28 protein-coding genes are annotated in these 23,126 nt (G+C 59.3%); 17 read left to right on the top strand and 11 right to left on the bottom strand.

Annotated elements, in window-relative coordinates:
• Positions 1-275 (bottom strand): NAD(P)H-dependent oxidoreductase (locus tag GIW79_RS23105; RefSeq protein ID WP_236477417.1); only part of this gene is annotated, 275 nt, incomplete at its 3' end.
• A gap of 312 nt (positions 276-587) precedes the next feature.
• Between GIW79_RS23105 and GIW79_RS23100 the strand changes: the two genes are divergently transcribed.
• Together GIW79_RS23100 and GIW79_RS23095 are read left to right on the top strand one after the other, a co-directional pair.
• Positions 588-905: a DMT family transporter gene (locus GIW79_RS23100; protein ID WP_032429244.1), complete on the top strand. Its 318-nt coding sequence runs from the start codon at positions 588-590 to the stop codon at positions 903-905.
• 14 nt (positions 906-919) lie between these two features.
• Positions 920-2,209: an ISL3 family transposase gene (locus tag GIW79_RS23095; protein WP_023343400.1), complete on the top strand. Its 1,290-nt coding sequence runs from the start codon at positions 920-922 to the stop codon at positions 2,207-2,209.
• A 76-nt stretch (positions 2,210-2,285) separates the two neighbouring features.
• On the opposite strand, the gene GIW79_RS23090 is transcribed toward GIW79_RS23095, so the two are convergent.
• Genes GIW79_RS23090 through GIW79_RS23065 form a run of 6 tightly spaced genes read right to left on the bottom strand, consistent with a single transcriptional unit; the run spans position 2,286 to position 5,197 of the window.
• Positions 2,286-2,624, bottom strand: a complete 339-nt coding sequence (locus GIW79_RS23090) for a hypothetical protein (protein ID WP_203053309.1) — start codon at positions 2,622-2,624, stop codon at positions 2,286-2,288.
• Between the two features lie 23 nt (positions 2,625-2,647).
• Complete coding sequence (locus GIW79_RS23085) at positions 2,648-3,151, bottom strand: hypothetical protein (RefSeq protein ID WP_203053312.1); 504 nt, start codon at positions 3,149-3,151, stop codon at positions 2,648-2,650.
• Positions 3,152-3,155: 4 nt separating this feature from the next.
• Positions 3,156-3,530, bottom strand: a complete 375-nt coding sequence (locus GIW79_RS23080; protein WP_203053314.1) for a hypothetical protein — start codon at positions 3,528-3,530, stop codon at positions 3,156-3,158.
• A gap of 51 nt (positions 3,531-3,581) precedes the next feature.
• On the bottom strand, positions 3,582-4,037 hold the full coding sequence (locus GIW79_RS23075; RefSeq protein WP_203053317.1) for a conjugal transfer protein TraM: 456 nt from the start codon (positions 4,035-4,037) through the stop codon (positions 3,582-3,584).
• 10 nt (positions 4,038-4,047) lie between these two features.
• A complete protein-coding gene (locus tag GIW79_RS23070; protein ID WP_236408456.1) occupies positions 4,048-4,806 on the bottom strand; it encodes a nucleotide-binding protein in 759 nt (252 codons plus the stop codon).
• Positions 4,807-4,822: 16 nt separating this feature from the next.
• On the bottom strand, positions 4,823-5,197 hold the full coding sequence (locus tag GIW79_RS23065) for a TraK family protein (RefSeq protein ID WP_236408457.1): 375 nt from the start codon (positions 5,195-5,197) through the stop codon (positions 4,823-4,825).
• A gap of 391 nt (positions 5,198-5,588) precedes the next feature.
• Here GIW79_RS23065 and GIW79_RS23060 point away from each other — a divergent pair, with 391 nt between their 5' ends.
• The 11 genes from GIW79_RS23060 (at position 5,589) to GIW79_RS23010 (ending at position 19,089) form a co-directional block, all read left to right on the top strand.
• On the top strand, positions 5,589-5,996 hold the full coding sequence (locus GIW79_RS23060) for a hypothetical protein (protein WP_203053323.1): 408 nt from the start codon (positions 5,589-5,591) through the stop codon (positions 5,994-5,996).
• Complete coding sequence (locus GIW79_RS23055; protein WP_203053328.1) at positions 5,986-6,360, top strand: plasmid mobilization protein; 375 nt, start codon at positions 5,986-5,988, stop codon at positions 6,358-6,360. The genes GIW79_RS23060 and GIW79_RS23055 overlap by 11 nt, the downstream gene beginning before the upstream one ends.
• On the top strand, positions 6,357-9,068 hold the full coding sequence (gene traI / locus GIW79_RS23050) for a TraI/MobA(P) family conjugative relaxase (protein ID WP_203053331.1): 2,712 nt from the start codon (positions 6,357-6,359) through the stop codon (positions 9,066-9,068). The genes GIW79_RS23055 and traI overlap by 4 nt, the downstream gene beginning before the upstream one ends.
• Positions 9,069-9,119: 51 nt before the next feature.
• Entirely contained in the window at positions 9,120-11,114 is a 1,995-nt protein-coding gene (locus GIW79_RS23045; RefSeq protein WP_203053334.1) for a type IV secretory system conjugative DNA transfer family protein, read from the top strand.
• Positions 11,111-11,677 carry a S26 family signal peptidase gene (locus tag GIW79_RS23040; RefSeq protein ID WP_203053337.1) on the top strand — a complete coding sequence of 189 codons (567 nt, stop codon included), beginning with the start codon at positions 11,111-11,113 and terminating at the stop codon, positions 11,675-11,677. Before GIW79_RS23045 ends, GIW79_RS23040 begins: the two co-directional genes overlap by 4 nt.
• Complete coding sequence (locus GIW79_RS23035; protein ID WP_203053339.1) at positions 11,674-12,666, top strand: lytic transglycosylase domain-containing protein; 993 nt, start codon at positions 11,674-11,676, stop codon at positions 12,664-12,666. The genes GIW79_RS23040 and GIW79_RS23035 overlap by 4 nt, the downstream gene beginning before the upstream one ends.
• Before the next feature lie 2 nt (positions 12,667-12,668).
• Positions 12,669-15,680 carry a zincin-like metallopeptidase domain-containing protein gene (locus tag GIW79_RS23030; protein ID WP_203053342.1) on the top strand — a complete coding sequence of 1,004 codons (3,012 nt, stop codon included), beginning with the start codon at positions 12,669-12,671 and terminating at the stop codon, positions 15,678-15,680.
• 59 nt (positions 15,681-15,739) lie between these two features.
• On the top strand, positions 15,740-17,764 hold the full coding sequence (topA, locus tag GIW79_RS23025; RefSeq protein WP_203053346.1) for a type I DNA topoisomerase: 2,025 nt from the start codon (positions 15,740-15,742) through the stop codon (positions 17,762-17,764).
• Positions 17,764-18,009 carry a hypothetical protein gene (locus GIW79_RS23020; protein WP_203053349.1) on the top strand — a complete coding sequence of 82 codons (246 nt, stop codon included), beginning with the start codon at positions 17,764-17,766 and terminating at the stop codon, positions 18,007-18,009. The genes topA and GIW79_RS23020 overlap by 1 nt, the downstream gene beginning before the upstream one ends.
• Positions 18,010-18,085: 76 nt before the next feature.
• Positions 18,086-18,319 (top strand): Arc family DNA-binding protein, encoded by a 234-nt coding sequence (locus GIW79_RS23015; RefSeq protein ID WP_203053353.1) that lies wholly within the window; start codon positions 18,086-18,088, stop codon positions 18,317-18,319.
• A gap of 101 nt (positions 18,320-18,420) precedes the next feature.
• A complete protein-coding gene (locus GIW79_RS23010) occupies positions 18,421-19,089 on the top strand; it encodes a plasmid fertility inhibition factor family protein (RefSeq protein WP_236408458.1) in 669 nt (222 codons plus the stop codon).
• A gap of 236 nt (positions 19,090-19,325) precedes the next feature.
• On the opposite strand, the gene GIW79_RS23005 is transcribed toward GIW79_RS23010, so the two are convergent.
• Genes GIW79_RS23005 through GIW79_RS22990 form a run of 4 tightly spaced genes read right to left on the bottom strand, consistent with a single transcriptional unit; the run spans position 19,326 to position 21,509 of the window.
• A complete protein-coding gene (locus tag GIW79_RS23005; protein WP_203053358.1) occupies positions 19,326-19,991 on the bottom strand; it encodes a hypothetical protein in 666 nt (221 codons plus the stop codon).
• Positions 19,992-20,005: 14 nt separating this feature from the next.
• Complete coding sequence (locus tag GIW79_RS23000) at positions 20,006-20,725, bottom strand: SprT-like domain-containing protein (protein ID WP_203053361.1); 720 nt, start codon at positions 20,723-20,725, stop codon at positions 20,006-20,008.
• Positions 20,725-21,300, bottom strand: a complete 576-nt coding sequence (locus tag GIW79_RS22995) for a hypothetical protein (protein ID WP_203053364.1) — start codon at positions 21,298-21,300, stop codon at positions 20,725-20,727. The genes GIW79_RS23000 and GIW79_RS22995 overlap by 1 nt, the downstream gene beginning before the upstream one ends.
• Positions 21,301-21,320: 20 nt before the next feature.
• Entirely contained in the window at positions 21,321-21,509 is a 189-nt protein-coding gene (locus tag GIW79_RS22990) for a hypothetical protein (protein ID WP_203053366.1), read from the bottom strand.
• A 184-nt stretch (positions 21,510-21,693) separates the two neighbouring features.
• Here GIW79_RS22990 and GIW79_RS22985 point away from each other — a divergent pair, with 184 nt between their 5' ends.
• The 4 genes from GIW79_RS22985 (at position 21,694) to GIW79_RS22970 (ending at position 23,120) form a co-directional block, all read left to right on the top strand.
• Positions 21,694-21,969, top strand: coding sequence for a hypothetical protein (locus GIW79_RS22985; protein ID WP_203053368.1), 276 nt, complete (start codon positions 21,694-21,696; stop codon positions 21,967-21,969).
• Positions 21,966-22,337 (top strand): hypothetical protein, encoded by a 372-nt coding sequence (locus GIW79_RS22980; protein ID WP_203053372.1) that lies wholly within the window; start codon positions 21,966-21,968, stop codon positions 22,335-22,337. Before GIW79_RS22985 ends, GIW79_RS22980 begins: the two co-directional genes overlap by 4 nt.
• Before the next feature lie 57 nt (positions 22,338-22,394).
• The gene (locus GIW79_RS22975) at positions 22,395-22,871 is read left to right on the top strand and encodes a hypothetical protein (protein WP_203053375.1); all 477 of its coding nucleotides are present in this window, start codon (positions 22,395-22,397) and stop codon (positions 22,869-22,871) included.
• 72 nt (positions 22,872-22,943) lie between these two features.
• Positions 22,944-23,120, top strand: a complete 177-nt coding sequence (locus tag GIW79_RS22970) for a hypothetical protein (protein ID WP_203053378.1) — start codon at positions 22,944-22,946, stop codon at positions 23,118-23,120.
• Positions 23,121-23,126: the final 6 nt, after the last annotated feature.

Below are 23,126 nucleotides of genomic sequence, written 5' to 3'. Positions count from 1 at the left end.
GCTGGCATTGACCACCAGTAGATGGGGAACGCCAGCACCAGCGCGTCGGCGCGGTCTATGCGGGCCTGTTCGGCCTGCACGTCGGCTGGCGGCGTCGCCCGAGTACGGTGCACCCGATGGTCGGCGATGGTGTAGCGTGGATCGAACCCTTCAGCGGCAAGGTCGGCTATTTCAAAGGTGTGGCCAGAGGCGGTCAAGCCCGCGCCCACCTCGGCGGCCACACTGTGGGTGAGAGATTGCGGGTCGTGATGAGCAACTACGATCAGTGCGTGCATGACTTTGACTCCATTTGAGCTTAATCTACTTTTAGTAAGTTACGTCGAATAATACTTTGGGTATATAAGCATGTCAAGCAGTGAATCCCCTGCCCCACGTCGTCGTTTGTCCCGTGAAGATCGGGGTAACCGGAATATCTGGTTGATATCTCCTTTGCTGGCAGCCTGTAATTCCCACTTTCTCACCGGAGAATATGGTTGATCAGCCTCCCTTCGCGGGTTAGTATCAGTCCATCTATAGGAGGACGACCTCCCCCACCTTGGGAAGTAATGACCAGGACGACCTGGCCCCGTTATATTTCGGAGGGGTCAATGCCTTGGGTATATCTTCTCGTTGCCGGTGTCCTTGAGATTGTGTGGGCTTACACAATGAAGCAATCTCATGGCTTCAGTCGGCTCTTACCATCGATCATCACGATTTCTACAATGGTGGCCAGCTTCTGGCTGTTAGCAGTCGCCATGCGAACTATTCCACTCGGAACTGCCTACACAATCTGGACGGGAATAGGAGCTGTAGGCGCTTTTCTTGTCGGAATCGCATTTTTGGCTGAACCGGTTAATGCAGCGAGAATCATTGCTGCGATCCTCATTGTTTCAGGGTTGGTGTTAATGAAACTATCCAGCGCCTGACATCGAGGTTATTAATGATGGGTCTCGTTACTGGCCTTATTAACCTCTCAAATTATGAGGTCAGGGACTCCAAGTCGACAGACGACGAAATGCACTTCCAGGTGGACGCACCCGATCCCATCGCGTGCGAGAAATGTGGCGTGCAGGGTGAAATCGTGCGGTTCGGCAAGCGTGATGTTCCTTATCGTGATTTGCCCATCCACGGCAAGCGGGTCACCCTCTGGGTGGTTCGTCGCCGGTACACCTGCCGGGCCTGCAAGACCTCCTTCAGGCCCCAGCTACCGGAGATGGTGGACGGCTTCCGCATGACGCGGCGGCTGCATGAGTACGTGGAGAAAGAATCCTTCAACCACCCCTACACCTTCGTGGCGGCGCAGACTGGCCTGGACGAGAAGACGGTACGCGACATCTTCAGCGCTCGCGCCGAGTTCCTGGGGCGCTGGCACCGATTCGAGACGCCTCGCATTCTGGGTATAGACGAGCTGTACCTGAACAAGCGCTACCGCTGCATTCTGACCAACATCGAGGAGAGAACCCTGCTCGACCTGCTGACCACCCGCCGGCAGGACTTGGTGACCAACTACCTGATGAAGCTGAAAGACCGGCAGAAGGTCGAGATCGTCAGCATGGACATGTGGAACCCCTACCGTACGGCGGTCAAGACGGTGCTACCACAGGCCCGTATCGTGGTCGATAAATTCCATGTGGTGCGCATGGCCAATGATGCCTTGGAGAAGGTGCGCAAGGGCCTAAGAAAGGAGCTGAAACCCTCCCAGAGCCGAACCCTCAAGGGAGACCGGAAAATCCTGCTGAAACGCGCTCACGAAGTCTCAGACCGAGAGCGGCTGATCATGGAGACCTGGACAGGCGCATTCCCGCAACTGCTGGCCGCCTACGAGCACAAGGAGCACTTCTACGGCATCTGGGATGCCATCACGCGCTCCCAGGCAGAAGCCGCCCTGGACGAGTGGATAGCCACCGTCCCGAAAGGCCAGAAGGAAATCTGGAGCGATCTGGTCAGAGCGGTGGGCAACTGGCGCGAAGAGATCATGACCTACTTCGAGACGGATATGCCCGTCACCAATGCTTACACGGAATCCATCAACCGACTGGCCAAGGACAAGAACCGTGAAGGGCGTGGTTACTCCTTCGAGGTGATGCGGGCACGAATGCTCTACACCACGAAGCACAAGAAGAAGGCCTCAACTGCGAAGGTCTCTCCATTCTACAAGAAAACCATCTGTTACGGACTGTCGGATTTCGCAGAGGAACTCAATTACGGGGTCGATCTATCAACCATCTGAGGGTGGTATAAGGTTGGTGGGGTGAAGGAGCCCCATCAACCATTAAATCCGGATACCCGTTTTTTTCTGGCTGTGCTTACTTGGCGTTTCGCGTGCTGCGAAACATCAGCTTGAACAGCGAGCAAGCTGGGGGCACCAGTAGGGAGGCTATGCCGATCAGGATAAGCACGCTTGGCGTCTCAAATCCGGCGATATGCGATCCGGCGATAACTTGCACCATGCTTTCAAATGGCACGTCGGGATCAGATGGTGCGACCATTGAAAGGTTGATGCCCATACACAAGCCGAAGACGCCGGGGAACAACCAGAATCCGAAGTAGGCGGCAATATCGGCCACCATCTTGAACAGCGCGAAGACGATCAATGCCGGAACCATCAGGCAGAAAATCAGGAGTTCAAACAGTGCTGCCAACATGAGTAAGTCCCTGTCATAGTTGCTTAGAAAAAGAACGCGCCGAGCATTACGCCGACCACGAACGAGAAGAAGCCCGAAGACCCGCGCCGAGGTTCCCGCGCTTCCAGCACTTTGCGGCGCAGCTCGCGGCGGCGATCTTTCACAGCCTGACGTTCTGCCGCGATCCGTGCCGCTTCTTGGGCCTCGCGCCGCTCGATGCGGTATTGGTGCAGTCCGACCGTCAGCACGCGCGCTATCGTGTTGCCTGCGCCTGCCACAGCGGCGGCCGCGACGATCCAGACCGCGAAGCCCATCAGCCATTGCACAAGCCCTAAGCCCAGCTCGGCCGTGTAGGCCAGAGGGTTGAAATGGTCTACCGGCTTAGGCTGGCCATACGTTGTGTCCATGAAGTGACGCATAGCCTCGAACACCGGCATGGTCACATTCCCAATGTCGCCCAAACAGAACCGTACCGCTTGCCATGCCACCGCCAGCGCGGCGACCCCGGCCACCACCTTCACGGCACTTGCTGCTGTTGTCCGCTGCATACCGTTACCTCTCGTTTTTCCAGTAGGTCACACCGTCGTCGCACAGGTAGCCGGTCTTATCGGGCGTACTGTCACCCACGATCAGCGCTACGCTACCGCGTGTCGTGACACCGACGCCGTTGTTGCTATGGCCGTCACTCTTGCCCACGACCTTGCAGTTGTGCGCCTCTTTGAACACCGCCCATTCGTCCGGCTTGGGCTTGTAGCTGGCCCACATAGCCGATCCCATCAGCGCGATGGCGACCAGTGCCGGAGCGATTGGCAAGTTGTTGCCGCGAACAGCGTCCGCAGCGATCCACGCAAAGCACCCGATCAGTGCCAGGGCGAAGACGAGCACCACCCACGGGCTGAATTCTGCCGGGTTGATTCCACCGTCCATGCAATAAGCCTCAGTATGGAAGCACCGGGCCGTAGCCCGGTTGCCTCAGTCTCATTTGAGTAGCACCACCACCAGAGCGGCGACGGCCACCAGAGCCGCTACACCGGCCAACGCGGCCGCCATGTAGGCCCCGGTTTTGGCAGCCTGCGCATCACGGCCGCTGGCCACCGCTTCGCGGTTTGCGGCCTGTACCTCAGCAACTTGCCGCCGCAGGTCTTTGCCTGCGTCCTTGACCGCCTCGGCGACCGCCTGCCGCAACTGGTCGCTGACGTAGTTTGCGGCATCGGTGATGATCTTCCCGGCCGTGTCCTTCGACTGTTCGACCTGCTGTTGCAGGGTCAAGGTCAGCGTGCGGTTCGCTTCATCGTACTGTTCTGAAATCAGGTCGAGATAGCGACTAAGCACCAGCTCGTTGACCGTGACCGTGGCAAGGATAGGGTCATCCTTGCCGAGCAGTAGATTGTGGCGAATAGCGACTTCTTTTCGTATGTCGTCAAAGTCGATCATCACGACCCCCTTAGATGATCGTGTCGAGTTGCTGGAACAGTGAGGACTTGACTTTGTTCAAGCGCGACTTGGACATAAGACCGAAATCGGACGACTGTTGAATTTCGTCAAAGGTCAACTTGCTGTCGAGCATCAGCTTCACGTCTTCGCCATAGGTGCTGCCAGTTTGACGAGCAATGCGAACAATGCCATGGACGCGCTCTTTATTGGACTGGTAGACCTTCATTTCCTCGAACGACTTGCCTTCGGCTTCAATGTCGCCAAAGAACTCATTCATCCAAACAACCAAGCGTGCATCGCCCGGCATTTGTTCACACAGCGAAGCAAAACCGCCCAGCGTATCGCGCAACGCCTGACCGCCAGTAATAACCGTGTGGATATAAACCTGTTTGCCGTTTTCGGCGATCAGGTTTATAGCATCGTTCTCGGCCAGATAGTAAGAAAGCGGAATAAACGAAGCCGCGCCGTTATCAACCACGAAATCAGAATCTTGTTCTACGATTTGTTCAATGAGACGGTCGAAATTACGTTCGACAAGCGAACCATCGCGCATAAGTTCGAGGCGTTGAGTGTCCAGCGCCTTATAACCGGCGAGGGTGGCATTTACAGGGTCAGTGTCATAAACAACTACCGGGCGCGCTTTGCCTTTGATGTATTGCGCAATCACCGAAGCGATCAGAGATTTACCGACGCCGCCTTTACCTTGCAGGATGTAATGAACTTGGCGGACAAGTTCGGTAACGGTCGAAGGGGTCGTGTTATTAGCCATAAGTTTATCGCTCCTGTTAGATAAGGTCGTCGCGGTTATTTCCGCTATTTGGGTTGTGCTCGAATCCGGGGCGTTTTGCGCCGGGTTTTGGTGCCGTGGCTGGGGTTGCCTTGGCTTGGCCTCCTGCGCCTCCTGTAGAGGCTGGGGAGGGGCTTGGTTGGGCGATTTGCTCGCCGCCTTTCCTTTGGTGCCCATCGTCTTTTTCCTTCCGTATGAACTTGCCGACGTATTTCGTGAACTGCGGGTATCCGATGCCGAGGCGTTCGGCGTAGTCGTCATAGATCGCCCGCAATGGGTGCCCTGCGTCTAGCAGCTCACGGAAAGCATCGACATGGGCCAGAAAGGCAGCTCGGCCAGCGCCGCGATACACCTTCTTTGGCTCGGTTGTCATTGATTCCTCCTGTCGCTGTCGCCGCTTGTTGTCTGCGGCGACTCAAATATACCCCGCAAGGCAACTGTAGGCAACTTTAGGCAATTTTAGGCAAAAGCGCAAGCCATTTAGCGCAACTCTGAGAAATTAAGGGCAACTCAAGGCAATAGAAGGCAACACCGCCCGCTTAGGGCGGGCTTTTATCGCCTTTAGGCGATAATCCGCTGGCATGGTCAGCCACGATTGCCTAAAATAGCGCAGAGACAGACGGCAAGATGTGTGTTGTGGGCCTACGCTGCTCCGCAGCTACGACCCCCACCACCGCCCCTTACTCGCCTGCGGCTCGACGGATCTTGCTCTGCGAGGCTCACAGTCGCTGCCGCGACGAACAACTAGAAGCAAGGAGAACAGCATGAACAGCGAACAGCTCGAACAGCTCATGCGCCAAGGCGTAGACATTGAACTGACGGCCTCGGCCGTCCATCGGCTGATGAATGAGCGATACCTGCAAGCCATCTTGACCGCGATCAAGAAAGCGGCCCTGTCACAGGGCTGGCACTTCCAGCACACCAAAGAAGAACACCTGATGCCCTTTCGCCTCCGCGAGCATCTGGCGTCGGTGATTTGGCCCGCGTCTGTTGGGCATTGCCGCCCAAACTTGCGCAGCTCCATTGGCCCCGAAACTTATGAGGAATGGCGTCGAGACGCAGAGTTAGAAGGTTGGTCGGGAGCTTGGCTCGATGGCGTTCTGGACGCATTACGGCAACTTGGTATTCGCCCTGTGCCTTGTGAAAATGTCGAGGATTTAAATGCCCTTTAAAGAAACTCCTGATGCGGACAAAAAGCCTACGCCTCGGCGAAAGTTGCCGCCGATCAAAGTTTGGGTTTCCGAAGACGAGCGCGCAGAAATCGAGGACAAGGCTCGGCAAGCCAACATGTCGTTGTCCGCCTACCTGTCTGCTGTTGGCCGTAACAGTCCCATCCGATCCGTCGTTGACCTGCAAGCTGTTGCCGACCTGGGCAAAGTTAATGGCGACCTTGGAAGGGTGGCGGGACTGTTGAAACTTTGGCTCGCAGAGAAGCGCGGCCAAGGTGCGAGGCCGAAGGACGTGGAAGCGATGATGAATGACTTTCGCAAGTTGCAGGGCGAAGTCCTCGCTATTATGTCGCGGGTGGTTAAATGATCGCCAAACGGGTTCCAAGAGAAAAAGGAACATCCAGTGCCGCCCGATTAGTGCGGTATATGGTTGCTGCCGTTGGTGATATTGATCCCAATACTTGGGCTAGGACTTCCGATTATATCCTAGACACCAAAGAAAGTACGATTAAAGGCGAGAAGGTCGAGAGCTACCGGGTCACTAATTGCGGTACTGATGACCCAGCGGCCGCCGCTGTAATTATCGAAGCGATACAAGCTGCCAATACACGATCCACAGCGGATAAAACCTATCACATGGTTTATTCATTTCCGCCCGGCGAACACCCATCACTTGAAGTATTGCACGCGATTGAGGACGAACTTTGCGCCTCTATTGGATATGCAGACCATCATCGGGTTTCAGCCGTCCATAAAGACACTGACCACCTGCATGTACACGTAGCAATTAATAAGGTTCATCCGACCGGCCTGCAAAACATTGAACCTTATTACGACAAGAAAAAGCTGATGGAGGCGTGCGAACGCCTCGAAGTTAAATACGATCTTCAACGCACTAACCACGGACTACAGGATAAATCCCATGACAACGCCCGAGACGGACAACGAATCGAACTTAATCCCGGTCAACGACCAGAGCAACGAGATAGTAGATTTCGACGATATTTACGAGAGTCCGGTAATCTCTCGTTTGCCGATGAACCAGAGGCCAAAACCCTCAACGGTTTGCGAACGCTGTCCGGCTGCCGTTTGGTTCGCGCTTCCGAAAGAAGTCCGGTGTTACTGCCGCGTCATACACGCGGTGATCTACAGCAACGAGGAGAAGAACGCCCTGACAGCGTGCGACGGCCGGGACATGGCGATAGAGCAGCTACTAGCGAAACAGGCGGAAGCGGACGCACAAGAGTAGGCGGCAAAGCGGCAGACATTGAAGCCCAAAGCGGCATCGAGACTCTGACGGGCTACGCCGCCCGCGAGGTGGCCCCGGCCATGCGCGCCGCGACGAGCTGGCAGGAGTTGCACGACGCCGCAGCCGAGCATGGCCTACAGGTTCGCCAGCGCGGCGCGGGCCTTGTGATCGGCGATCCCGATCTAGACCTATGGGCTAAATGCAGCAACGTCGGCCGCGATCTATCAAGCAAGGCGTTGACCGACCGGCTCGGGCCATTCAAGCCGACGCAAGAGCAGGCCGAAGCCAAGGCCGCCCGGAAGCGATACGAGGTAAAACCGCGCCGCCCGGATCGACCAGATGGCCCGGCCACGTCCACGCTGTTCGCTCAGTATCAGCGGGAACGTCAAGCGGCCATCGTGGGCCGTCGTCAGGGCTTCGACAGCATCAGACGCGACAGTGCGTTGGCCAGCGCGCAGCTACGCAACTGGAAGCAGACGCAGCGTATGTTGGTCAAAGTGGCCGCAAAAGGCGCAGCCAAAAAGGTCATGCTTGCCACCATCAAGCAGCAGGCCGATGCCGCACGTAACACGAACCGGCAAAGCGCCGCCGCTCGACGTGATGCGCTGGTTAAGCAGACCGGAACACCATCGTGGGCCGACTGGCTTACGCAGCAGGCCGAGCGCGGCAACGCCGAAGCGCTGGCCGTCCTGCGTGATCGAGAAGAACGACAGCGCAAGTGGCAAGGCGATCTACTGACAGCCAACCGCGCAGACAGGGCCAAGTCCATCGTTCTCGACAAGCTCAAACCCAAGGCCCGCAAAGATGGCTCGATGGCCTACAGCACCATCGACGGCGGTATGGTGATCGACCGCAATACACACATTCAGGCCCAAAAAGCCACAACCGGCGCGGCACTGGTCGCGCTCGAATTGGCGTCCAAGCGCTTCGACGGGCAACCGCTTGTTGTCGAGGGCACAGCCGAGTTTCGGCAAGAGGTGGCCATGCTCGCCGGTATGCACGGCTTCAACGTGCGTTTCGCCGATCCCGACATGGAGCAACTGCGCCGGGATACCGCAGAGCACAAGGCGATGGAGCAAGAGGCCAATCGTTTCTCCGAGCTTGCGGACTTCGGCAAGGCCCCGTTCGAGCACGTCAAAGGCAACCGCAAAAGCTACTTTGTCACGCTGCGCGACCAGTCAGGCGAGGAACACACGATATGGGGTGTTGGCCTTGAATCGGCAATGGCGCGCAGCGGCGCAGCGGTCGGTGATCGGGTCAATGTCGAGCATGTCGGCAGCGAGAACGTGACCCTGCCAGACGGCCGCAACTTCGACCGCCACAACTGGAACGTCGAGGTGGCACCAAAGGACAGCCAGGCACCCAAGCCAACCCGCAAACCACCACGCGCTGCGCCCAATCCCGACGACATGGAAGCCGAGTTTTTGGCCGCTACTGGCCTGTCCGGCAAAACACCGAAAAACCGGACACCTGCAAAGACCGCGCAGCCCGTGGCATCTAGCCCGGCGGTCGAAAAATGGATTGAAGATCGCAATAAAAAGCGCGACAAAATATCGTCTTTAAACTATCATCGTGAGTGGCAGGCAACCGATGCAGGCAAGGTCAGCTATCAGGGCCGACGCCGCATGGAGGACGGCAGCGAAGTGCTGTTGTTGAAGCGTGGCGACGAGATGTTGGTGAAACCATCCACAGCAAGAGTCGTGGCGAAAGCCACCCAATGGAAGATCGGCAGCGAGGTCGAGTTAGACGCACGCGGTCGGTTCATTGATTCAACCAAAGGCAAAGGCAAAGGGAAGGGCAAAGGAGCATCCACACATGAGCTTTGAGGCCGTAGAAAAAGCACGAAGCGAAGTCCCACGAAAGGAGAACAAGGACATATGAGCAGCAAAATAGACAACGAAGAAAAGAACCAGTCCGGGGGTAAGCTACGGCTTATCGGGGCGGTCTACCTGATGCTGTACGTTTGCGTACTGAATAGCCTTTGCACGCAATTCATCGCGTACCGGGTGGCCTACCATCGGGCGCTTGGCACGCCGTTGTTCGGGAATATCTACTCACCGTTCGCGTGGTGGGATTGGATGTTCAAGTTCTACGACTACGCGCCGCAGTCGTACACCTACGCCTTTATCTTTTTCGCACTGGGCATCCTTGTCGGGATGCTGGTCTATGTGTTGTGGGTCGGCTTCAAATCCCGCAGCTCGCGCAAGCATGACGACCTGCATGGCTCGGCTCGCTTTGCTGACATGGACGACGTTCAAGATTCCGGCCTTTTGCCGCAGGAAGGCAAGAACGGGCAGGGGGTCTATTGCGGGGCGTTCGATGACCCGGAAACCGGGAACATTCACTATCTGCGACACGACGGCCCGGAGCATATTTGCGCACTGGCACCGACCCGTTCGGGTAAGGGTGTCGGCCTTGTCATACCGACCCTGCTTAGTTGGCCGCACTCGGTAGTCGTGCTGGATCGGAAGGGCGAAAACTACGCCATGACCTCGGGATGGCGGAAAAAGTACGCCAATAACGTGATTCTCCGTTTCGACCCTGCCAAGCCGGGCAATAGCTGCGCTTGGAACCCTGTCGAAGAAATCCAGTTCAAGACGCGCTTTCAGGTCAGCGACACACAGAGCATTGCCCTGATGATTGTGGACTCTGACGGCAAGGGCATCGAGAGCGATCACTTCCGTACAGCGGCCTACGAGCTGCTTGTGGGGCTGATGTTGCACGCGCTGTACAAGGGCGAGCAGATCGGCCGCACGCCGTGTCTGCAAGACGTGGCGCACATGCTGACCGGCGTAGGGGATTTCGCCGCGCCTGATACGGCGAACGAGCTGGCCGACGACGAAGACGGCGACCCCAAGGCGCTTGCCGGTCTGTTTGAGGAAATGCGCGAGGTTCGCATTGCTGGGACTGACCCGGCCACCGTTCAGGCCGACCGAGAGGCGCAAATCGTCATCACTGGCGTAGGCACGCGAATGGCCACCACCCCGGCCCGCGAGCTGGGCAGCATCATATCCACCGCCAACAACGCCTTGCAGCTTTACCGCGACCCCATCGTTGGGGAGAACACATCGCGCAGCGACTTCAAGATTGCTGACCTGATGGACCACGACCGGCCGGTGTCGCTGTACTTCATTTCGACGCTGAAAACGTCCCGCCGCCTCACGCCATTAACCCGGCTGCTGGTCACCATGATTGTGACCACCCTCGCCGATGAAATGGAGTTTGACGACGGCCGATCCAAGACCCTGCACAAGCACCGCTTGCTCATGTTGCTTGACGAGTTCCCAAGCCTTGGCCGTCTCGACGTGTTCGAGGAAGCCTTGGCCATGATCGGCGGCTACGGCATCAAGTGCTATCTCATCACCCAGGACGTGCAGCAGCTCTACAAGGCGTACACGAACTACGAGAGCATCATTTCCAACTGCCATATCCGGGTTGCCTACGCGCCCAACAACTACAACACCGCCGAATGGATGTCGAAAATGACCGGCATCACGACGGTTGTAGTCGAGCAGATCACCACATCCGGTAAGCGTTTCGGCGCAATCCTCGACAGCGTTTCGCGCAGCTTCTCACCTACCCAACGGCCACTGCTGACGGCCGACGAAGTGATGACATTGCCCGGCCCGACCAAGGACGTGACAGGCGAAAAAATCCTTGAGGCCGGGGAAATGCTGGTGTTCGTCGCCGGTAAGCCGGTGATCCGTGGCCGTCAAATTCTGTACTTCAAAGACCCGGTTTTCACCAAGCGCTCGAAAGTAAAACCCGTGCCGAGCGATGTTGTGCGCAAGGCGACCGGCAGGCTTTCGATCATCCCGGCCGCGCCGGAAGACGAAAGCATTAACAGCAACGGAGGCTTTGTCGTCTCATGAATCAACGCCGCTTCGGAATCGTCGCTGTCTGCGCTGCCGGGGTGATCGGCATCGCCATCACTGCCGCCACCTATGCAGGCGTGCGCCTCAACTTCACAGACTCGGCCCCCCACGGGCTTTGGCTTGTGCAGACCGCCGAAGCGGCCAGCATCAAGCGGGGCGAGCTGGTCGAGGTGTGCCCCCCAGCGTTGCCGGTTGTCCGCCTCATGGCCGACCGGCACTACCTCACGGCGGGGAACTGCGAAAGCACGGGCCTGACGCCCTTGCTCAAGCCGGTGTCGGCCGTGCCGGGCGATACCGTCCAGATCGAGCCGGGTAAGCCCGTGTCGGTCAACGGCGTGGCCCTGCCTAACACCGCCGCCATGCCAGCCGTGCCGGGCTGGCCAGCAGGCCGCTACGTCGTGCAGCCGGGCGAGGCGTGGCTGTTTTCCAGCTACAGCGCGGGCAGCTTCGACAGCCGCTATTTCGGCCCGGTCGAGCTGGCCACCGTTCGCGGCGTTGCTCGCCCGCTGGCAGTCAGCGGCGACCTTTCCGCCGTCACCACAGGAGTGACCAAGCAATGATCGGCCTCGACATGATGATGGCGTGCGCGCCGAACGTGGCCCCGGCCACCATGGAGAAAATCATTCAGGTAGAGAGCCGGGGCGACCCGCTGGCCCTGAATGTCAACGTCAAATGGGTGATCGAGCGGGACGAGAAAGGGCAGCCAATCATGGTTGCCGGTGACGATGGCCAGCCCACGCCAAAGCGCCGCAAGGTCGTGTTCAAGTGGCCCATCGAGGTCAAGACCAAACAGGACGCGGTAACGGTCGCATACGCCGCCATGGCCGCCGGGCACAGCGTCGATCTGTCCTACATGCAGGTCAACAGCAACAACCTGTCGGCCCTCGGCTACAGCGTCGAAGACATGTTTGACGACTGCAAGAATCTGGCCGCCGGTGCCCGCGTCCTGACCGCGTTCTACGCGGGAGCATTGAAGGTTCACCCGGAGCCGCAAAAAGCGCTTTGGGCGGCCCTGTCCGCCTACAACACGGGCGATTTCAACAAGGGTTACATCAACGGCTACTTGGCACGTTACGGCCTCGGTCAACCGGCCGCCGTCAGCGTGCCCGCCGTCAACTCCTACACGGCCGATACTGTCGTGTTTGTACGTCAACCACCAAAGAAGGAAGAAGCCATGAGCACCAAAGAGGAAGCGAGCAGCACCCCGCAAATCGCCGAAGCGGCGACCGCCTTGGCACCGCGTGTCGATCCGGTCGTAAGCAAGTCGTCGGAAGACGGCGCAACGCCCGGCGTGCAGGTCGAACACACAGCGGAGGAAGCGGAAGCCAACGGGGCGTTTCACGAAACTGCGATGACCGAGGCCGACGCATGGGAATCGAACGCCGACATGGACGACGATCCCAACGGAACGGCCATCATGCTCAAGGGCAAAGTCGTGCGTCAGACCGTCAAACGCGACACGTCCGACGTAGCAAAGATGAAGCCGGAAGCAGCAGCGGCGATCATCAATAACAGCTCGATCAGCATTCCGCTGAAAGGGGGTAACTGACCATGAAAAAGGAATACGCCGAAGAAGTCGCGGCGCGGATTGTCGAGCAACTGGAGCAGGGCACAGCGCCGTGGCAAAAGCCATGGCAGCCGGGCGAACTCCGCTTGCCGTACAACCCGACGACCGGAAAGGAATACAAGGGCATGAACAGCATGTGGCTGGCCATGCAGGGCCAGAGCGACCCCCGCTGGATGACCTACAACCAAGCGAGCGCCGAAGGGGGCCAGGTCAAGAAGGGTTCCAAGGGAACCCATATCGTCTACTGGAAATTCAACGAGGAACGCAAGGCGACCGACGAGCAGGGCCGCCCGATCCTCGACCCGGAAACCGGGAAGCAGAAGACGATTAACGTACAGCTCGAACGCCCGCGCTCATTCATGGCCGTGGTGTTCAACGCTTCGCAGATCGACGGCTTGCCGCCGCTTGAAGCGCGCCCGGTCATGCCGGAGCCGGAACGCCATGCACGCGCCGAGGCCATCTTGGCCAACTCCGGCGCACAGATTCAGCATGTGCCGGGCGACCGTGCCTACTACCGGCCGAGCACTGACAGCATCACCCTGCCAGAGCGCAACCAGTTCCCGGCCGCCGATGCCTACTACGCCACGGCGTTGCATGAGGTTGGCCACTGGACGGGGCACCCGTCACGCCTCGACCGTGACCTGTCGCACCCGTTCGGTTCCGAAGGGTATGCCCGCGAGGAACTGCGCGCCGAAATCGCATCGCTGATGCTGGGCGAACGTCTCGACATTGGCCACGATCCCGAGCAGCACACCGCCTATGTCGGGTCGTGGATCAAAGCCCTGAAAGAAGACCCGAAAGAGATTTTCCGGGCCGCCGCCGATGCCGAGCGCATCGCCGGTTATGTGATGGGCTTCGAGCAGGAACAGGTGCAGACGGTCGAGCGTCAGCCAGTCCAACAGGCGAATGACGCGGCTCCCAGCCCGGAGCGTGAAGGCATCACCGCACAGGAGCTGCCGCAGAACGAGCAGGAGCAGCAAGCGTACACGGTGCAAAGCCGTCGCACTGTGCCCGAGGACGCCGCACAACACGCAGGCAAACAAGCCGTGTATGTGCAGCTCGATGACGGCCGCCGGGCTTGGGGGTTCGGTGCCACCGACGAAGCCGCCGAGAAATCCGCCGTCACGCAAGCGCAGCATGTCGGCCTCGATGCCGACCGCCAAGCGTCCCGGCCTGTACTGCATGAACAACCGGAGAAACCTATGCCAGCACGCACCTATCTGGCCGTGCCCTTCGCCGAGAAGAACGAAGCGAAGGCGCTGGGGGCCAAGTGGGACAAGGACGCCAAGTCGTGGTACGCACCCGAAGGCGTGGACGTGGCCACCTCGGGCCTTGCCCGATGGAACGCCGATAAAGCCAACGTCGTGAACAGTGCGGAGCCTAAGCCGCCGCTCGATCAATTCTATGATGCCTTGCGTGACGCGGGGTTGGTCGTGAAATCGGGCGACGTTCCTACCAGCGGCGACGAACTCGGGAAGATGCAGCGCGTGCCTGTTGTCGGTGACAAAAGCGGCGCAACGAGTGGGGCCTATGCCTACCACACCGAGGGCAAAACCCCCGGCGGATTCATTCAGAACTACAAGACCGGCGAAGTGGTGCATTGGAAGCCAGACGGCAAAACCCCGGAGCTGACCGCCATGGAGCGGGCCAAGCTGGCCAACGAGGCCCGCGACCGCAAGCAGGAGCGCGACACGTCAACAGCAGCGAAGTACGAGGCAACCGCCACGGCTGCACAGGCGTTGTGGAAAGCGTCACCGGCGGCGACAGCAGACAACGCCTATTGCAAGGCCAAGGGCATTACCAGCCCGGTCGGTCTGCGTACCGTACCGGACGCCGTGTCGCCCGAGCTGGCCGCGCTGGGGATCAAGATCGCCAAGACTGCGAAGGATGCCAAAGAATTGCGCGAAGCCGATCCAGCAAACCGGGTGTTCAAGTCTGGCGATTTGCTCATTCCCGGCATGGACAGCGACGGCAAGCTATGGACGTTGCAAAGCGTCAATCCGTACTTCAAGTCGCTGATGAAAGGCGGCCGGAAAGCGGGCCTGTTCACCGTTGCCGGTGCTGACGATCCGGCGAAGGCGCTGGCCAGCAAAGACGCATCCCCTTTGGTGCTTGCCGAAGGCTATGCCACGGCCGACACGGTGTCGCGCCTCATGGGCGGCAAGCCGGTCGTCGTGGCGTTCGACAGCGGCAACATCGACGCCGTGGCCCGCGACCTGCGCGAGCGCAACCCGAACCGACCGCTGCTGATCGCCGCAGACAACGACCACAACGCGCCGAAGACGCTGGACGCCAACGGCAAGCCCAAGGTCAACGTCGGGCTTGTGAAGGCTCAGGAGGCCGCCAAAGCGCACGGCGGCGGCGTCATGGCTCCGCAGTTCAAAGACGGCGACAAGGGTTCGGACTGGAACGACGTAGCCGCTACCCAGGGCGACGACGCCGCACGCCGGATGCTCAACGAGCAGATGGCCGTGGCCAAACGTGACGCGGCCATTACAGCCGAGCGCCTGACCACCCTTGCGCGTACCCGCGACATGGAGGCCCGCAACGATCCGACCACCAGTGCGGACGACGCGGCCGTGTCCATCGAGCGCGGCCATGCCGCCGATGTGATGGCCGGTGCGCAGGCCATGTTGGGCGAAGTGCGCAGCATGGCGGCGGACAGCAAAGCAGGCGGCACCAAAGGGGCAGGGCGGTCGGCTTCATCGGCCGGTGCGGGTATCGCGCACAAGGTCGAGGCGATGCACGACAAGGCGAAGGACGAACGGCAGGACGTGTTGAACCACGCCCAGCCCGGCGCACTGGACGGCAGCACCGCCGGGGTGTCGTGGAAGCGGTTGCCCGAGCAGGTCAAGCAACAACTGATCGCAGACGTACAGAGCGGCAAGGACGTGCAACTACCGAAAGACGCACCGGCCAAGCTGAAACAGCAAGCAGGCATCGAGCCGACCCCGGCGCAGCGTTCGCGCAGCCGTGGCATGGACGCGGGCCTTTAACGAAATGAGACGACGCGGCCGGGCATACCGGCCGCTACTGGACTACAGGAGCTATACCCATGACTACATTGGTAATCGTTGAATCACCTAAAAAGGTTAAGACCATCGGCCCGATCCTCGGCGACCGTTACACCGTCATGGCCAGCGTTGGCCACGTCCGCGACTTGCCGAGCAATGAAATGGGCCTTGAGCCGCCATCGTTCGCGCTGACTTATGAGGCAACCGAGCGCGGCGCTAGTGTTCTGGCCAAACTGAAAGCGGCCGCCAAGCAAGCAGACGGCGTAATACTGGCGACCGACCCCGACCGTGAAGGCGAGGCGATTTCGTGGCACCTTGCCGAAGCGCTCAACCTCAAGAACCCGCAGCGCGTGACGTTCACGGCGATCACGAAAGACAAAATCCTTGCGGCCTTCGCAGCACCCCGGCCGCTGGATATGCAGCGCGTACACGCTCAGGAAGCACGGCGCGCACTCGACCGCATCATTGGCTATCGCGTCAGCCCGGCGCTGTCAGATGCCACCGGCCAGAAGGTCGGCGCGGGCCGCGTCCAGTCACCGGCCGTTCGACTGGTCGTTGACCTTGAACGCACCATTGCCGCGTTCAAATCGACCCAGCACTACGGGGCCGAGCTGACCTTTACCAACGACGACGCGACAAGCTGGAAAGCGCAGTTCGACACCAAACCGCACCTTGCAGACGGTGAAAAGTACCTGCTTGATGACAGCTTGGCCAAGAAGGCCGCCGCGATCCGCGACGTGACCGTGACCGAGTACAGCGACAGCGAGGAAAGCAAGGCACCGCAAGCACCGTTCACCACGTCCACGCTGCAACAGGCGGCAGGCCAGCGCCTCAAGCTCAAGCCGAAAGAGACGATGAAGATTGCCCAAAGCCTCTACGATCAGGGCCTAATCACCTACCTGCGCACGGACTCGCCAAACATTGACGACGAGGGTGTGGCCGACATTGCGGCCTATGCTCAGGGCGCGGGCCTGACGCTGACCGACAAACCGCGCAAGTGGAAGGCGAAGGAAGGCGCACAGGAAGGCCACGAAGCGATCAGACCGACGCACGCGGCAAACCTCGATTGCGGTGCCGACGATGCCGAGAAAGCGCTGTATCGGCTTATCTGGCAGCGTGCCGTGGCGTCCCAGCTCGCCGACGCGCTCTATGCTGTGCGCGCCGTGCGGCTCGCCGGTGATGCCGAAGGCACGCCGGTCGCATTCAAGGCCACCGGCAAAACGCTGGTGACGCCCGGCTGGCAGGCCGTCTACGCCGATGACGTAGCCGACGAAGACAGCGACAAAGACGAAACGAGCAGCAACCCGATCCCGGCCCTTGCCGTGGACGCGGCACTGGTGGCCAGCGACGGCCGCGTACTCAGCAAAAAGACCAAGCCGCCGGTTCGCTATAAGCTGCCCACGCTGGTCATGGAAATGGAAAAGCTGGGGATCGGCCGCCCGAGCACCTACGCGGCGATCCTCGACAACATCATGACCCGCGAGTACATCACCGAGGACAAGAAAGGCTACCTGCTGCCATCGACCACCGGCGAAATCCTGCGCGATGGTCTGGTAGACCGCTTTGCGTTCATCGACCTTGAATACACCCGTGGCCTTGAGGATCAGCTAGACCAGATCGCGGAAGGAAAGGCGCATTACATCGACGTGGTGTCCGCCGCGTGGGCTTCGCTCGATGACGAGCTGGCCAGCCTTGAGTCCGCCAATCTGCCGGTCGCGCACCCTTGCCCGACGTGCTCCAAAGGTCTGCGTCGGATCAAAGGCGAAAACGGGTTCTTTTGGGCGTGCTCCGACCGCGAGTGCAAAACCACGTTGCCGGATGCCAAAGGCAAACCGGGGGAGCGCAAAGCGCCGCCTGCACCTACCGGCATCGCGTGCCCGAAATGCGGCAAAGAGCTGGCCCACCGGGTCGGTACGAGCAAGCCGATTAAGCGCGGCATGAAGCCACGGCCCTACGACTTCTACAGTTGCACCGGGTATCCGAAGTGCGACGCGAAGTACAACACCGGGGCCGATGGCAAGCCCGTGTTTGGCGACGATGCCCCAGCCGCACAGGAGGCGAGCTAATGGTTAGTTTCCTCGACATGACACCGGCCGAACTGGACGAGCTACCCGACACCATCGAGCCGCTGACCGCCGTTGAACTGCGGTCGTTGGCTCTTGCCCTCGAAGGTGACACCTTCGCGCCCGGTTCGCTCTACGACCACGGGCTTGCCACCGCAACCGGCAAGCTGGATCGGATGCTTGACGAGGTGCGGGTAAAGATCAGTCGCGCCCGGCGCGGCCTGACGATGGAAGGCGCACCCGAGTAAGCTAAACACACCCACACAGGGGGCCACGCCGCAAGGCTGGCCCCTTTGCATTTTCTGCCCGGAGGACAGGCCGCCTATGTCACGGCTCAACCTGCAACAGACTTCGCATTCACAGCTCAACTACCGAATGCCTGCAAACCTGAAAGCCCGGCTTATTGCGACTGCCCGCGACAACAAGCGCAGCCTCACGTCGGAAATCACCGAGCGGCTAGAACGCTCTTTTGCCGAGCAGGACGCCGCCGCGATCCTTGCCGAGAACAACGCCATGCTGAAAGCGCTGTGCGCCCACCACGGCGTGCCGCTGCAATAGGGCAGAACACTACATCTTGTGTCGCCGGCAGCTGCTTTTGGCACTACATCTAGTGATAGGGAGGAAGACCAATGTTTGAGAAGTGGAGGAATAACCGCGCAATGCGTGTCGAGCTGCGCGAGCTGGCCGACAGCCAGGCCCCCGCCGAGCTGGCCAAGCCCGACGACACCACGCCCGGCCGTCTCCTTTGGTGCCTGCCGGTGCCCGGCAAGCCGGATGCGTTCATGCGGCTGGACGCTGGCCAAGCCGATCACGACCGGTTTGTGGTGCCGGTCAATGCCAAAGCCTTCAACCGGCTATGGCTGGCCGGTGGCCTCAACTCACCCGACCGCCCGGACGGGTGCCTGCTGCGCAAGGACATGACCAGCGACAGCAAATACCGGCACGCCGTGGACGGCTTCGCGGCCGGGCGTGCATCGCCGGTGCCGCTGGCCAACGTCGGGATCGAGCGCGGGCCGACGCCCTCGGTCAGATTCACCGACGGCGTGACCCGCACGCTTTGGCTGCTGGCCAATAACGTCGCCGCGTTCCCGGTCGTGATCGCAGGGGAGGACAACGCCAAGGCACTCGCCAAGCTGGCAGGCACAGACGGCAGCATCATGCGGGCATCGCAGGCATTCCGGGCGCAGGAGAAACCGCCACAAAGCGCGCAGGAGCCGTTAGGCACCAAAAGGGAAGGGGTAGGGCGGGAGCGAGCGCGAGAAACTTCACAGAAGGCCGCGCAGGGCCTCGGTAAGCCGTCGCGTGGCCGTGGCATAGGGATGGACTGACCAGACAGCAAAAAGCCCCGTTAAGGGGCTTTCTTGCGTATCACGTCAGCCCCTCGCCGGTAGTGGTATGTCCGGCCGCTTGGCACCTGTACACGGTGACGCTGGATGATTTGGGTTCGCCGCTATCTCGGCGCACCGTGCCTCGTAATCGGCCTGATCGGCCAATTTCTCGTAACGTTGTTGCAACCAGCCCACGGCGCAGAACGCGATAAGCAATCCGACTTTCGTGGAGCGCTTCATTCTGGCATTGCCCCCCACTGCACTGCGACTTCTGTTTGCTTTCGGCGATAGATTTCTTCCTGCTGATCGGGTGATGCTGCTGCCAACTCGGCCTGTATGATTTCGTCATCGTGGATTATTTCAACGGTAACGCTAAGGCCGAATTTCCTGCCGATTTTGCGAAGTAGACGGAAGCGCTTTAGTTCATCCTCGGTCAGCATCGCAAAGTCTTTGCCATGCAGCCCAGCGGCCAGCTCGGCAACCTCTAGAACATCGTTCCTCGGGCGCGATCCGAACGAAGCCGGAACGGGGATTGCGAAGGGCGCTATTTTGCTCAGGTCATAGCGTTTTCCAGCATCTGGAAATTCTGGCATCACGAAGCTGGCACCGTTACGGGTCGTTGCGAATATCACGCCGTGATCGGCCTCGATTTTGGCTTGTGCGCGGGCTGCCCGGTAGCGGTCATCGGTCGTCGCCAGTTCGGGCCATATTGCTTCGATCATGTCGCAGACTTGACCGGTGGCCATGCGCGAGTGACGTACCCGCTCGATGACGGCTTTCGCTAACCCATGACGGTTGATAGTGGCGGTATCGTGTAAGGCCACGAACTCGCGCCACATAGCGTTGTAGACCTCGTGGAGCTGGTCTTGTGTAAGGCTCAGAGCGTGTTTAGTCATTGTCATTTGGAACCCCTTAATTAATTTACGATTTCAAACTGGACGGCTTCGCACGCATCCCCACCACACAACAGCTTCAAGCCCGGCTTTCCCCATGCCTGCGCGCCGCAGCAGGGGCAGCGATACTTTTCCCGGTTCGACCTGTTGCCCGGTGCCATCGGCTCGATCATGCTTCCGCCCTCGCCGTCGTCGCCGCTATCGGCCTCGCCGAAGATCGCGGCGACTTCCGTCCCGGCAGGCGGATGCCGGTCGAACCATGAAATGCGAAAGTCAGTACCCAATAGCGCCTCAGTGGCCTGCATGAAGGGACCGCCCTCAATGGCATAGTCAGCCATCTTTTCTCCGGTCTTCTTGCCGCCCGGCTTGCCCGTGTCGGAAGGCATCAGGCCGATGGCTTCCATTTTGTCGGCCCACTCTTTGTTGTGATAGCCGCGTCGGCCCGGCTCGCCGAAATGGAACTGCCACGCATGGGCCATTTCATGGACGAGCGTTTGCAGGATTTCCAAAAGCGGGACAACACCAAAATAAGACGGGTTCATGGCGATTTCATCGGTCATCGTCTTGTCGTGTTTGTTGCCAAACCGGCGCGACGAGAAATAACCATAGGTGCGCTTTTCCCGCTGCATCGTGATAAGACAGTGCGGCAGTTTCCCGTCAAACAGCGCGTTGTTGTAGTGGACGTATGCGGCTTGCAGCTCGGCATAAGCCTGCGTTGTCGGATCAAGTAACTGCGCGCCCATCAATCCTCCTTATTCGTAGCTATGTACATGCAGGATACGAACAGGCAAAGCACGCCTATCCCGAGGGCTATCCATGTCAGCCAGGCTGTTGCTAGACCCAACTTATCAATTAGTGGTGTGCGAGAATTAAAAGGAATTGGCATATCACCCGTCGCTGCCATCAAAGCACAGGCCGCAGGTATGGCACCAAAAGTAAGAAGCCACAGCATCAAAATCGCAAACCATTGCGATGCTTGGAAATTGGCATTTCCCAGCTTGTACGCCACGCCAAAAGCCCAACCGGCTGCGACAAGGGAAACCCAATTGATCCAGAGTGCAGGTGTCACGCTGGAATAGTCGCTTGTGATAATTCGTGCCCAGCCATACCAGACTGGCGGCACGACCCGAGCTAAAAAAACCATCAGTGCAATGAACGCCACGCAGGCCGCGAGTATTCCCAAGCCAATTGCAACGTATTGCACTGATGACCACATGGATGACCGCATAGCCGAAATCACTTCGGGTTTTTCTCTTTCCTGTTGACCTTTCAAGTGGTCGATCATTTGCGCTTCCTCCTGACTGTCCGTGTGTTTCATATACACCTCCCTTTTGGTGCTTAACGTTGTTTGTGTTTGCACAGACCATGTTCCGCCATGACGTAATCCAAAGCTACCCGCGAGTAGTTATCGTCACTGCACGGACGCACCCGGCCTTGCTCGATCAGATACAAGTCCAGCAGGTGAAGTTGGCGAGCCATCCTTTCCAGATCGGCCGGGGCATTGCGTTGCTGCGTTGCGGTTGTCATGTCGGCATCCCTCTATAGGCGTTTTGGATTGCACAATCCAAATGATAGCGTAAAGGCGATATTTTGCAAGTCCGGAAAACGACCGTTTGGCGGACACGGCGAAAATGTCCGCAAAAAAAGCGTTGCAGACGTTTGGCGGACAAAGTAGAATAACGGACAGAAAGCGGACAAAAAGGAGTTTCACATGACGCAGCGAGTTGGCACCATCGACCTGACCCCTACGTGGGGCGAAGTCGGCAACATCGTCCGTCGCCTGATCCAAGGCGGCGAAACCAAGGCCATAGAGAAGATGGACGTTGACCTGGCCCGCGCCTTTGCCGCCGCTCAGGCACTGCAAGCCATCCAAAAAGACCTGCCCGATGACCTGCGCGAGAAAGCGTGCGCAGTCATCAACGCAGAAATGACGAAGCAGGGTCATGGCCCTGACACCCACACCAAAGGAAAGGAGTTCCAGCAATGAAAGTCGAACAACGCCAAATGATCGAGCGCGCCATTGCACGCGAAGCCATCCGGGGCCTGCTGGCCGATGGCTTCAAGGTTTCAGTATTCGACGGCGAAGAAACGGTGCTCAAGGACAGCATCGACCCGGCCGCCATCGAGGCCGCCATGTTCTCGACGGACGAGGATCAGTTTCACGTCCAGCGCGGCGCAGGCGCAGGCACCGAAAAAGGCTGGGTTCTGTTCATCTATGGCAATGATGGTCACGACGTGATCGCTGACAACACCGTGAACATCGAGCCGTCGCTGAAAGGCGCGACCGAGCTGGCCGACAAGATCGCCGAAGAAGACCCGGCCACCATGTCGCAACTGCTGGCCAACATGGCCTAAATTCGCCGCCGCTGGCCGCCTTCACTGGTGGCCAGCGCACGCCAAAGGGAAGTCCCGATGAAACATCGCATCAGCCGCAAACCGCTATTTTTCGCCGCTCTCGCTGTAGTAGTCGTTATCGGCCTTGTGGCCAATAAAGTGCTGATAAGAGACACGGCGCGTCAGATCGGGGCCGCTGCGCTCGAACTGGCCAACATCGACATGTCGCACATGACCATCCAAATCGCGCCGGGGATGAAGATCAGGAACGGTGAAGGGTATGCCACCGTTAGCGGCTTTCAGAAGTGCATGAGGGCTGATGGCATTGAACTGCTGGAGAACGATTGCATTGTGGTCGGCAAAGACACGCAGACCGTGCAGGTGCAGGTGCATACCCGCGAAGGCAACACCTACGAAAACTCGGTTGAAACGTGGACGGTCGTTCGCACGCCAGAGCACCCCGACCGCACGACACTGAAACGGCCGAGCGGGGAATACGTCATGGGCGCGGGCCATGGCAACGTCATCCCAACGAAAAAGGATTCTGGCCAGTAAGGCAGGAAAGGTGCCGGGCAGTGGTTGCACCCACTACCCGGCGAGTGGACAAGCCGACTTGAGGAACAAGCCATGTCCGAGCAGGAAATTACCACAGTTAAGGGCCTGACCGCAGCGCAGATCGGCAGCCCGGCACACCGGGAGCTGCTGAAACGCTACGCGGGTGAAATTGCGCCGCCGTGTGTCGCGGAAGCACTGATGAAAACCCTTGATCCCAGCCGCGCCGGTCGCTGCTGGTACGTCAAATAACGGAAG

It is taken from the genome of Pseudomonas sp. PA-7-1E (assembly GCF_021605325.1).
Classification (GTDB): Bacteria; Pseudomonadota; Gammaproteobacteria; order Pseudomonadales; family Pseudomonadaceae; genus Aquipseudomonas; species Aquipseudomonas fluorescens_BV.
Note: the sequence above shows the minus strand (reverse complement) of the source record. Positions and strands in the feature narration are given on the sequence as shown.